Source organism: Microtetraspora fusca, from assembly GCF_001570365.1.
Taxonomy (GTDB): domain Bacteria; phylum Actinomycetota; class Actinomycetes; order Streptosporangiales; family Streptosporangiaceae; genus Microtetraspora; species Microtetraspora fusca.
Genome location: NZ_BBYK01000103.1, coordinates 1 through 10,618, shown reverse-complemented (window position 1 = coordinate 10,618; position 10,618 = coordinate 1). Strand labels below are relative to the sequence as shown.

Sequence of the window (10,618 nt, the reverse complement as noted above, 5' to 3'; positions counted from 1 at the left end):
GGCACCCAGACCGACTCACGCACCAGCGCGGACTTCGATACAGGCCCTAGGAACCCTCCGGTGAGGTGACCCCCGTGCGCTTGTCAAAGGCCGTTGGTCGGACTGGTCGACGATGCCGAGCGCGTTCTGCCGACCCGCCGAGCGGGCCCTGGGGGTCGGAAACATGCGACGAGCCGCAAAGTAGCTGTGCGCGATGGCGGTGACTGTGTGCTCGCAGAAATGACCGGTTGTGCGAGACCGGCGAACGGCCGCGGCGACGCCGTGTCCGCCCAGGTCGCGATTCTCAGAATTCCTCGCAGAACTCGATGGTTATGGGAGAGGGTTCTGCGAGACGGCCGGGTGGAGCTGACCCCGGATGAGGCGGCGGACGCCGTCGAGGCTCACGACTGCCCGGCATGTGAGGTGATGGCGCCCTCGCCGTGCCGCACCCGAGGCGGCAAGGTCGCGGCCAAGTACCACACCGCTCGGTTCATCCTGGTGTCCGCACTGCGCGACCTGCTCGAGGTGCCCGTCCCGGCCGGGCGCCGGCCCGGCGCGCCATGGCAGGCGCTGCCGCCGGTGCCGGCCGCCGAGATCGGCCCGGCCGCGCCGCCGATCCGGATCGGGTACGCGCGCTGTTCCACCAGGGCCAGGAACTCGACAGCCAACTCGTGGCGTTGCGCGCCTCCGGATGCACCCGGATCTTCTCCGAGAAGATCTCCACCCGCGTCAAGGTGCGGCCCGAGCTGGAGGCCTCGCTCGCGCTGTGCCGTGAGATCAAGACGGCCGCGCCCGGGCAGACGGTCATCTTCACCGTGCACGAGCTCAAGCGGCCCGCGCGCAACGCCGCCGAACTGATGACGCTCGCTAGTGGTCTGCAGGCCGCCGGGATCCAGCTGGAGTTGCTGTCGGGGCCGCTGACGGGCATTTACGACCCGAACGGGCTGGGCGCGATGCTGTTCGCGGTGCTGGCGGTGGCCGCCCAGCTGGATCGCGACTACATCCGCGACAAGACCCTGGAAGGCCAGCAGGCTGCCGCCGCCAAGGGCAACCACGGCGGCCGCCCCAAGGTGATCGACGACGACATGCTCACCTTCGCCCTGGCGCTGCGCGCCAAGGGCGTCCCCGTGCCTGCGATCGCCGCCAAGCTGAAGATCGCGACCGGGAAGAACGCGGGTACGCCGCCCTCGGTCGCCTCGCTGTACCGCGCCCTGGCCGAGGCGGAGCAGGCCGACGCCGACCAGCGGGCGATGGACGCGCCTGCCTGAGCACCGCCGTTCGGTTGCTTGCTCAAGCCCCGCCTCGAGGAGCCGGCTGGGTACTGCCGGTCAGAGGCCTTCGTGTCCGGCGTGCAGACCAGCCAGCGGCCGTTCGCGGTGGGCTGGACTGCCACTCTGATGGCGGTCAGCAGCGAGAACCGCTCGCTGAGTATGCCGTCGATCTGCTGCAGGGCCTCGTCGACAGGGAGCGGTTCCGGCCAGGTCGGACGCCAGATCAGCGTCGCATCCTTGGCGGTCAGCCGGATGGCGTAGGCGATCTCCTCCCCGAACTTCCACACCAGTTCTTGCCGGATGCCGGCGAGCTCGGGATCGGTGTCTGCGGGTCGTGCGGGTCTGCCTCGCCACCACTTCATGACGTTGATGCTGGCATCGCACTGGGGGATGCGTCCCCTTCGTGGGCCGGGTCGTGGAAGGGACGCAGCCCGGCGGCGACTTCGGCGCGGGTGAAGGCGTAGCGGCCCAGGAAGTTGATGTGCTCGTAGGCGATGGGTGAGAGCCGGGCGCACATGTCGTCGGTGGCGGGGAACCCGTCGGCCGGATCTGTTTGACGGCGGCGTCCAGGTAGAGGGTGTTCCACCACACCACGGCGTTCAGGGCGAGGCCGAGCGCGCCGAGTTGGTCCTCCATGCCTTCGCGGTAGCGCTGGCGGAGCTGGCCGCGGTTGCCGAAGGCGATCCGGCGGGCGAGGCGGTGGCGGCCTTCCTGGACGTTGAGTTGGGTGCCGATCATGCGGCGGTAGCAGTCGTCGGAGATGAACTGCAGCAGGTGCAGGGTCTTGAAGATCCGGCCGTAGTGCGCGAACGCGTCCTCCAGGCCGGTGGGGCGGCCGTCGCGCGACAGCATCCGGATCAGGTCGTAGGCCCGCACCTTGCCCGTGGTGAGTGAGCCGGCGACGCGCAGCATGTCGTCCCAGCGGGCGCGGATGCGGTCGAGGCGGACGGTGTGGCGGGACATGTGATCGAGGGGTCCGTAGGTGGCGCGGGTGTTGGTGCGCCACAGCCGGGTGTCGCCCAGGTCGGCGATGCGCGGGGAGAACTGGTAGCCGCAGATCGCGAACAGCCCGAACACGATGTCGGAGTAGGACGCGGTGTCGGTCATCACCGTCTCGGGCCGCGGGCCGCCGTCGATGGTGTGGATGGCGTCCAGGATGAACAGCGGGTCCCGCAACGTGCCGGGCACGACCAGGCCGCCGATGCCCATCACCTGGTCGTTGACGACGTTCAGCCAGGTCGCGCCGCGCTGACGGCCGAAGTAGATCGGGTTGTGGCCGGTGTGCAGGTTGGCGACCGGGACCACGAACCGAAGCCCGTCGGCCGAGGCGATCTGCCCGCCGCCCCAGCAGTTCACGATGTCGATCCCGGACTGGGCGGCGATCATGCGGGCGTTGGCCGCCGAGATCGTCTCGGCGCGCAGGTACCCCTGGTCGACCTGCTGCAGGCGTGCGCGGGTCAGCGCGGGCACGTTCGGCTTCTCGATCGGGACCAGGCCCACGTTGCACGCCTCGGCCACGATCAGCCCGCACAGGCTGACCGCGAAGTCCTCCATCGGTGAGTCGGCGCCGGAGATGTGGGTGAAGTCGCTCGCCAGGCCGGTGCGGTCGAACACCTCCAGCAGCAGCTCGGGGAAGTCCACCCGCGGCAGCATCTGGTCGATGAGGGCGCGGAACTCGGTCATCAAGGGCGGCTCGGCCAGCGGCCCGAGCTTTTCCACCCGCAGACGTCCGCCGACGAACTGGATCGCGGTGTTGGTCCCGAGCCCGTCCAGTACCCGGGTGTATGCGCCCTCCAGCGCGGAGGCGAGTTCGGCCAGATGCCCGGCCGGTTCCTCCTCCAGCTCCAGCGCCGCCAGCACCCGCGGCCGCGCCGCGTCCCAACCCTCGCCTTCCAGCAGGCGGGCGCGCGGGTCGCTCCACCGGTCGGCGCCAGCGGCGAACACATCCCGGCGGCGCAGCGCGGTGTGCAGGTGCATCAGCGCGCACAGCGTGAACGCGGCCTTGTCGACCTGCCCTGCGGGCAGGTCGGGATTGGCGAACACCAGCGGCCGCCACGACCCGGTGACCAGCTCTTCGTGCGCGGCGATGTCGGCGCGGTCGTAGCGGCGGCGGGCCTTGGCCATCGCGGCCGCGGCGGCCACCATCGCCAGCACCGGCCGCCCGGCCTCCACCGCGCGGAAGTCGATCGTCTCCAGCAGCAGCTCGATGAACTGCTGCACCGTCCTGTAACGCTTGACCAACTCGGCCCGCCACGCCGCCGCTGCGTCATCGTCGGACTCGGGCACGAACGCCGCGATCACCTCAACCGCCGCCGACAGCTTCTCCCGCGGCGCCACCCGCTCAATCTCGTTCCACACCTCCGCCAACGTGACGAGGCGGTCCTCGGTCGCCTGCGGCGCGCCCATCAAGATCTCCATCGCCGAGGCGACATGCCGTGCGGCGCTGCGCAGCTTGGGCAGGGTCCGCAACTGCTCGGCCTTGCCCGCCCGCTCCGCCTTGGCCAGCAGATTCGAAGTGATCAGCAGGTCCAGCACGTCCAACGCGTCGTCGATCGACGCTGTCTCCAGGTGCCGGACCGTGGCCAGCAGCGTTGCCGTCTGCCGCACCGGCTCCAGGTCCCGCAGCGTCGGGGCCTTGGACGCCATCCCGTACCGAGCCAGTGCCGCCAGCTTCGCCGCCGGCACTGGCTCGGTCGACACCCGCCCGGTGCCCAGTCCGGCGATCTCCGACACCCGGCCCAGCTCCCGCACCAGCACCCGGCCTGACGCCTTGACCGGCGAGGTGCGAAGACGCTCCAGCTCCGACACCCGCCGGTCCTCGGGCACCTGCAGCAGGCCCCGCAACGCCGCGGCGGTCTCGGCTGGAGTCCGCTCGGCCAGCAGGCCGTACAGACGGGCGTTCTCCGCCCTGCGGACCTCGGCCACCAGACGCGTCAGCGTGGTGATCCCCGGGAGCAGAACCCGATGCTCCACCAGCCACACCACCGCCCGGTCGAACAGCGCCCGCGGCCCTTCCTGTGACGCCCACACCCGCGCGCCCACGAACGCGCGCACCTGCTCCTCCGCCGACTCGAACTCCTGGTAGCCGAAGGCGTCCCGGATTTCCCACGCATGCTCGTACCGGCTCTGCCGCCGCTCCGCATACGCTCCGAACTCCGCCGGATCGACGTCGACCTGGTCCGCGGCGAACCGGACCACCACCTCCGGCACCGCCGACAGGTCCTCGGTCACGAAGGCGCCCAGCATCCGCACTGCGCACCACTGCACCGCCCACCCCAGCCGATTCGCCGGCGCCCGCTTCGAGCGGGCGTGCGTCAACGCGCGCTCATCCAGCCGGAAGAACATCTCCAGCTCACCCGGCGACGGCTCCACCGCGAACCGCCCGTACCTGGCCACCTGCTCATCAGACAAGAAATCCACTGGTATGCCCAGCAACGTAAGAGCCGTGAACAGGCCAAACGAGCCAAGTGATCAAACCGAGGTGAAGATCCAGTCGTTGTCGCTACTGGCCGTTCCGATCCTCCTCGCGGGCCTTCCCTGACCCTCGTCAGGTCCCTGCCGAGGTCGTGGACTACCTCGCTGAGCAGTTGGGCATCGCTGACCCCTCGCATCTCCGAGGACCCGACGGCTCACGGCGACGTCGGAGTGCTCGACGCCGATCTGGTTGCCTGGCGAGTCGATCTGGCCCGGGCGTGGTCTCGGCTGTCCGCGGTACATCAGGAGGCGCTGGCCCTGACCGTGTGGGACGGGCTGGACGCGCCCCGGGCGGCCCAGGTTCTGGGCATCTCTCCGGTCGCCTACCGCCTGCGCCTGAGCCGTGCCCGCAAGGCCCTGCGCGCCCATACCAAGGCATTGCCCCAGACCCCTGCCACCAGGGCAGTCACCGCCACGCCCCGAGGGAGTTCGGCATGAACAACACCAAGACCACGCTCACCGACGGCCGGCTCGACCAGACCCTTGCCAGCCTCGACGCGGCCGTGACAAGCCCCGACCTCGTCACCGGCTCTGACGCGAAGGCGCAGGAGGTGCTGCGTCGGGCACTTTCCGGGGCTGGCGACCAGATGTCCGTCCCGACGGCGACGCCCCCGCGGCCCCGACGGCGGCTGACGGCGGCACGACGAGCAGCCGCCGTCGGCGCCGTCGCAGCTACCGTCACCGTCGGATTCGTGGCCGGACCGTCCTTGTTCGGCGGCGGTCAGGCGTTGGCCTGGTCGGCGACACCGCAAGCCCTGTCCACAAGCGCAGCACGCCAGGCCGAGACGGCGTGCGTCAAGGCAATCCTCGACGACCCCAGGCCCGTCAAGGACGTGGACGAGTCGAGGATGCGTCCGGTGATCACCGAAGCGCGCGGTTCCTTGGTCCTGGTCTACCTGACCGATCGCGCGCCGAGCCCGAGCGAGTCGACGTGCTACGTGCGCGACGGGTCGGTCGTGGGCATGACGGGCAGCAGCGCGACTCCGCAGTCACCGCCAGCGCCAGCCGTGGCGCCGAAGTCGGTGCTCGTCGCCCTGGGAGAGGTGATGAGCACGTCCTCGGGCAGCATCCGAGGCGTCCGCGGGCGCGTCGGCGCCGACGTCCTCGGTGTCGTCTTCGACACCGTGGCCAAGGGGCCGGTGACCGCGACCGTCCGAGAAGGACACGTCGCCGTATGGTGGCCCGACGCCCCAACGACCGAACAGCAGGAGAACGCGGCGACCACGCCGGAGATCCGCGGCGCCACCCTGACGCTGCGCGACGGGTCGACCAGGCAGGTTCGCGTCGAGGAACTCACGGGCCGTACAACTCAGGAGCTGACTCGGCCTGCCTCGGGCGGATCCGACTGACCGCGGGCGTTGACCACCACTCCCATCTCACCGCGACGAAGCGGTACACCCACGTGACGGCGAATCCGGCCGGTGACGCGGTCGCGATGGGGGCGGAGCAGGTCCTCAGGACTTCACTTCTTCTCGGGGAAGGCGGCGCGCAGCGCGGAACCGCAGGTGATGAAGGCAACGGCGATGAGGGCCAGCGCGGACAGCCCCTGGAGCACGGCGTACCACGCTGGGCAGAGGCCGGGGATCAGGTCGACGCCGGTGATCGCGACCGGCAAGATGGTGGACAGGGTGCGAACGCGGTCGAAAGCCTTGTACGACCCCTCTGAAGCGCGGACAGCCATCCGGTAGATCAGCGGGGTGACCGCGAGCATGATGGCTCCCCGGATCCACATGAACGAGGTCGCCTCGTGGCCGGTGAACGCCATCACGGCAACCGTCCCGAGGACGATGGCGCTGACGGTGCCGAAGAGCGTGATGCACTTCTTCACCGTGGCGAAGGCCTCCTGGGTGGGGGCATCGCCGAGGTGTGCCGTCGCGGTCGTGATGTCGCCGGCGTTCGCCATGATCCTGCTCCTTCGTGTCGTTGCGGTAGCGATCGTATGAAGCGCCTGACCCACCCGATATGGGCTTGGCCGTACGGGTGGGTGGGGCCAGACCCACTCCTGGGTCGGCGGCGCCGGCGGTTGGCCGGCTTCGGCGACTCGAGTGGTCAACCGGCCTACAGGACGCCCAACCAGCGACCACGCCTATCCGGTGCCAGAAACTGGTGATGAGGGGCCTGACCTGGTCTTCTAAGCTCGTCTCTCATGTTGTTTCGGCTGCCGGTCAGGATGATCGGCTGGCTGGCACTGCTCATATCAGGGCCGATACGCAATGTGCGAGATCGTGAACGTGATCCTCTACCGACGGGTCCTGAGGTTCCGGTCAGTCCCGTTCCCGGGAGGCGTCGCCCTCGGACGCCATCAGTCCGCTCTGATAGGCGATCGCGACCGCCTGGGCGCGGTCGCGCGCGTCGATCTTCGCCAGGATCCGCTTCAGGTGGGTCTTCACCGTGGACTCGGCGAGCAGGAGCAGCTCGGCGATCTGCGCGTTCGAGTAGCCCTCGGCCGCCTGCCGGAGCACCTCCCGCTCCCGGGCGGTCAGCCGGGCCAGCCGCCGATCGCACGGCCCGGGCCGCGCCCGCCCCGGGCCAGCGGCGACGAGTTGGGTCACCAGGTCGCGGGTCACCGCCGGGTCCAACACCGACTCCCCGGCGGCAAGGGTCTGTACGGCGTCGATCAGGCGCTCCGGGGAGGCCCGCTTGAGCAGGAATCCGGCGGCGCCGGCCCGCAGCGCGCCCCACACGTAGTCGTCGTGGTGGAAAGTGGTCAGTACCAGCACCCGGGTGGGCGGCCGCGCCGCCACGATCCGGCGGGTCGCCTCGACCCCGTCGATGCCGGGCATCCGCACGTCCATCAGGACCACGTCCGGCACCGCCGCCCGGCACAGCTCCACTGCCTGCAGCCCGTCGGCGGCCTCGCCGACCACCTCGATTCCGTCCGCGCTGCCGAGTATCAGGGCGATCCCGGTGCGCAGCAGGGCGTCGTCGTCGGCGATCACGACTCTGATGGTCACGGGACCACCGCCGCCGGGGTGCCCGGAATCGGGAGTACGGCATGCAGCCGGAAACCGCCGCACTGGCCGGCGCCATGCTCCACGCTGCCGCCGAACTCGCGGACCCGCTCCGCTATGCCTCGCAGGCCGCGGCCTGGCACGTAGCCGCCGGCCACGCCCACGCCGTCGTCCCGGATCTCGACGTCGAGCACGTCTCCGTCGCAATGGACCGAGACCTCGGCCCGGGCGGCGCGCCCATGCTTGACCGTGTTGGTCAGCGCCTCCTGAACGATCCGGTAGGCCGACAGGTTGAGCGGGCGCGGCACCTGGTGCACGGCAGGGTCGACCCGGGCGGTCACCCGGATCCCCGCCTGCTCCATCCGCTCGGTCAGCGATGCCAGTTGCGCCAACCCCGGCAGCAGGCCCGGCTCTTCCTGGCGCAGCAGGCCGAGTACCCGGTCCAGTTCCTCCAGCGCCTGCCGGCCGGTGTGCTCCATCGTGCCCAGCAGGCCGCGGATCTGCTCCGGGTCCCGGTCGAGCAGCCGACGGGCGGCGCCGGCCTGCACAAGCAGCACATTGAGGGTGTGCCCGACCAGGTCATGCAGTTCCCGGGCGATCCGCACCCGCTCGTCGGTGACCACCTGGTTGCGCAGTACTCGGCGCGCCGCTTCCTGCTCCTCCTGCCGCCGGGCCCAGCCGTAGCCGAGCGCCCAGGCCAGCAACCAGACGAACAGGACCGCGGCGGGCACCATCTGGTAGGTGTGCGTGGGTCCGGAGAAATACGCGACCATGCCGAGCAGCACGATGACCGGTCCCAGCCTGGCCTGGGCGCGCGTGCCGCGCAGGCCGAGCGAGTACAGGCCGAGCAGGTTCGCGTATGGCGATACCGGGCTGGGCACGATGAACAGGGCCTCGGCGGACAACGCGGCGGAGCCGACCAGGTACGCGGCGAGCGGAAGCCTCCGGTGGGCGGCGAGCGCCCCGGCGATCAACACGCTCAGCGCGAGCGCCGCGGGCATCCGGTCGCCGATCCTCGCCGCCACGCTGAACCGCTCGACCACCATCGCGGCCAGGAATGCGGCGGCGAGCGCCAGGTCGAGCACCGCGGTACTCGGGCGCAGCCGGCGCCAGACGGCGGGTCCGGCCGGCAGTGACCGGAGGCGCCCGGTGGCGCGCGCACTGGTCCAGTTCGGCCGACTCATCGCAGCTCCGGGGGTTGGCGTCACCGCCGCGCGGCGACTTGATCGAACCGAGCCTAGCGACAGTCGGCGCGCCGCACATTGCCCGGGAAGGGTAGGCGGTCCGTACCCCTGGTGGGGTACATGCGCGCCGGTCTCCTGAATCGTTGGCTGCCTGGATGCTCTTGGTTTCGCCGGTATAGCTGGTATCGCCGATACCCCCTGCTGAGGTACCGAGATCGACCCCCGCAGGTGGACGCAGCGCACGTGGACCGGACCGTAGCTTTCCCGGCATGGCTACTCCCGTCCCCACCAGCAGCAGCCCATCCGCTCCCGCCGAGGCCGACCGGGCCGGCAGAAGCGCAGGGAAGAAGACCCCGCACCGGAGCCGGAGCGGCTGGATCTGCGTGACCTTCCTGGCCACGATGACGGCCGCGATCGCCGCGCGCTATTTCACGCTCGACCCCAAGCTCTTCCTCGCACAGCAGGGCGCTGTCTATGTCGCGAATCTCGTCCCACTGCTCTTCCATGTGGGCGGCGGCATCCTGGCGCTCGCCCTGGGCCCGTGGCAGTTCGTGCCCCGGATCAGGGCGCGGCATCCGGCGGTGCACCGGGCGATCGGGCGGATCTACCTGCTCAGCGCCCTGGCAGCCGGGATCGGCGGCCTGCTGCTGGTGCCGAAGGGGCTCTACTGGCCGGTCGCACCCCTCGGGTTCGCCGGGCTCGCCATAGTGCTGCTGCACGCGTCCGGTATGGCGTTCGCCACGATCCGCCGCCGGGCGATCATCGAGCATCAGATCTGGATGATCAGGTCGTACTCCCTCATTTTCGCCGCGGTCACTTTCCGCCTCTGGCTGGCGGTCCTCTCCGGCACCGCCCTTCCCTTTGACTGGGCGTATATGAGCGGAGCGTGGCTCTCCTGGCTGATCAATCTGTTGGTCGCCCAGCGGCTGATCGTTCGGATCCGGTCCCGTCGCCTGGCTTACCGATAGCCGATCACCGCGCACCGCTGGCGCGGCGCTGGTGGATCGCCATCACCAGCGCATCGGTCACCAGCTCGGTGCGCATGTGGTCGGCCATCGCCCAGCCGACGATCCGCCTGGAGAACACGTCCAAGACCACGGGGGTTCCCCCAAGGCCGGGTAGTTAAGGTTTCCGGTCTGGTGGCAAGAGCGATGCGGAGATTGGCCCGGCGGTGTAGATGCCTGGCCCGATCTTGCGAATGAGTCGTCCATCGGCCCAGCGCGACAGCTGCCGATACATGGTGTTCAGGGTGACATCGCCAAGGTGACGGGCGATGTCGCGGGCCGACCAGGGACGGTTGGGGTCTCGGTGGAGGAGGGTCAGGACCTGTTGTTGTCTGCGGCGGTTGGCCGGGGCGGTGGACCGCTCGTCTCGGGACGCGGCAGGCAGGGCGGGTGGGGGCGGCAGGAGGGTGATGTCGAGGCCCGTGATGGCGCGGCTGTGGTCGGGCCGGCCGTCGTTGAGTCGTTCGTTGTAACGGGAAATGGGCGATTTGACCTTGCGGGTGCTGACTCGTGGGCGGCGGAGTGGGAGCAGTGCGGCCAGCACACGGCGTCCGATAACTCCTACCAGGCCGGTGGCGTGGCCAGGATTGTCGCCAGGTCGAATCACCAGGTCGCGCGCGGCTTGCAGGGCGATGGAGAAGCCGCAGCGGTCGGGGTCGGTGCCGGGCCGGGACTCAGCGGCGTCAACCATCACCGTCCGAAGAAGCTGGTAGAGCGTGAGCACCGACCACATCTCCTGCTCCAGGCCGGCGGGG

Annotated in this window: 8 protein-coding genes and 3 pseudogenes; 5 read left to right on the top strand and 6 right to left on the bottom strand. The window is 70.2% G+C overall.

Features of this window, described 5'->3' with window-relative positions:
- Positions 1 to 219: 219 nt before the first annotated feature.
- Both AWQ68_RS46430 and AWQ68_RS40145 read left to right on the top strand, forming a co-directional pair.
- Positions 220 to 450: pseudogene (locus AWQ68_RS46430) on the top strand (hypothetical protein); the annotation flags it as partial.
- Between the two features lie 89 nt (positions 451 to 539).
- Positions 540 to 1,247, top strand: a complete 708-nt coding sequence (locus AWQ68_RS40145) for a recombinase family protein (RefSeq protein ID WP_218007261.1) — start codon at positions 540 to 542, stop codon at positions 1,245 to 1,247.
- A gap of 60 nt (positions 1,248 to 1,307) precedes the next feature.
- Here AWQ68_RS40145 and AWQ68_RS40135 read toward each other — a convergent pair whose 3' ends face one another.
- Positions 1,308 to 4,661 carry a Tn3 family transposase gene (locus AWQ68_RS40135; RefSeq protein WP_169809084.1) on the bottom strand — a complete coding sequence of 1,118 codons (3,354 nt, stop codon included), beginning with the start codon at positions 4,659 to 4,661 and terminating at the stop codon, positions 1,308 to 1,310.
- Positions 4,662 to 4,895: 234 nt separating this feature from the next.
- On the opposite strand from AWQ68_RS40135, the gene AWQ68_RS46345 reads away from it, so the two are divergent.
- Positions 4,896 to 5,162: an RNA polymerase sigma factor gene (locus AWQ68_RS46345; RefSeq protein ID WP_218007260.1), complete on the top strand. Its 267-nt coding sequence runs from the start codon at positions 4,896 to 4,898 to the stop codon at positions 5,160 to 5,162.
- Entirely contained in the window at positions 5,159 to 6,073 is a 915-nt protein-coding gene (locus AWQ68_RS40125; RefSeq protein ID WP_066951977.1) for a hypothetical protein, read from the top strand. Before AWQ68_RS46345 ends, AWQ68_RS40125 begins: the two co-directional genes overlap by 4 nt.
- Before the next feature lie 113 nt (positions 6,074 to 6,186).
- On the opposite strand, the gene AWQ68_RS40120 is transcribed toward AWQ68_RS40125, so the two are convergent.
- The 3 genes from AWQ68_RS40120 to AWQ68_RS40110 form a co-directional block, all read right to left on the bottom strand.
- Positions 6,187 to 6,627, bottom strand: coding sequence for a hypothetical protein (locus tag AWQ68_RS40120; RefSeq protein WP_084464950.1), 441 nt, complete (start codon positions 6,625 to 6,627; stop codon positions 6,187 to 6,189).
- A 361-nt stretch (positions 6,628 to 6,988) separates the two neighbouring features.
- Positions 6,989 to 7,678, bottom strand: coding sequence for a response regulator (locus AWQ68_RS40115; RefSeq protein WP_066951975.1), 690 nt, complete (start codon positions 7,676 to 7,678; stop codon positions 6,989 to 6,991).
- Positions 7,675 to 8,859 carry a sensor histidine kinase gene (locus AWQ68_RS40110; protein ID WP_066951973.1) on the bottom strand — a complete coding sequence of 395 codons (1,185 nt, stop codon included), beginning with the start codon at positions 8,857 to 8,859 and terminating at the stop codon, positions 7,675 to 7,677. Before AWQ68_RS40110 ends, AWQ68_RS40115 begins: the two co-directional genes overlap by 4 nt.
- 269 nt (positions 8,860 to 9,128) lie before the next feature.
- Here AWQ68_RS40110 and AWQ68_RS40105 point away from each other — a divergent pair, with 269 nt between their 5' ends.
- Positions 9,129 to 9,827 carry a DUF2306 domain-containing protein gene (locus AWQ68_RS40105; RefSeq protein WP_084464949.1) on the top strand — a complete coding sequence of 233 codons (699 nt, stop codon included), beginning with the start codon at positions 9,129 to 9,131 and terminating at the stop codon, positions 9,825 to 9,827.
- A 22-nt stretch (positions 9,828 to 9,849) separates the two neighbouring features.
- Here AWQ68_RS40105 and AWQ68_RS45880 read toward each other — a convergent pair.
- Positions 9,850 to 9,954 (bottom strand): annotated as a pseudogene (locus AWQ68_RS45880) (DDE-type integrase/transposase/recombinase); the annotation flags it as partial.
- Between the two features lie 27 nt (positions 9,955 to 9,981).
- A pseudogene (locus AWQ68_RS40100) lies at positions 9,982 to 10,618 on the bottom strand (hypothetical protein); the annotation flags it as partial.